This window comes from Sporosarcina luteola (assembly GCF_023715535.1).
GTDB classification, from domain to species: Bacteria; Bacillota; Bacilli; order Bacillales_A; family Planococcaceae; genus Sporosarcina; species Sporosarcina luteola_B.
This window is the reverse complement of sequence record NZ_JAMBOI010000062.1, coordinates 1-407: the sequence shown is the minus strand read 5'-3', so window position 1 is coordinate 407 and position 407 is coordinate 1. Positions and strand designations below refer to the sequence as shown.

The following is a 407-nucleotide window of genomic DNA, read 5'->3' as shown; positions in this document are numbered from 1 at the left end:
CTGTGGAAGTACCTCTATCGATATGCGAAAAAACATCAGGCGCGCGGTAACGGCTTCGGTTATGGAATGGTTTATCCGAACAATCCGCAAAGCGTCACCCGTACGCTGTCTGCGCGTTATTACAAAGATGGCGCGGAAATTTTAATCGATCGCGGCTGGGATATGGCCACGGGTGAAAAAGACTTTGACGATCCGCTGAATCAGCAACATCGTCCACGTCGGTTAACGCCTCGTGAATGCGCACGCTTAATGGGTTTTGAAGCGCCGGGAGAAGCGAAATTCCGCATTCCGGTTTCGGACACTCAGGCCTATCGCCAGTTCGGTAACTCGGTGGTCGTGCCGGTCTTTGCCGCGGTGGCAAAACTGCTTGAGCCAAAAATCAAACAGGCGGTGGCGTTGCGTCAGCA

The 407-nt window shown here is 53.3% G+C and carries 1 pseudogene; it reads left to right on the top strand.

The features are described 5' to 3' along the window. Positions 1 to 407: pseudogene (gene dcm / locus M3191_RS18320) on the top strand (DNA-cytosine methyltransferase); the annotation flags it as partial.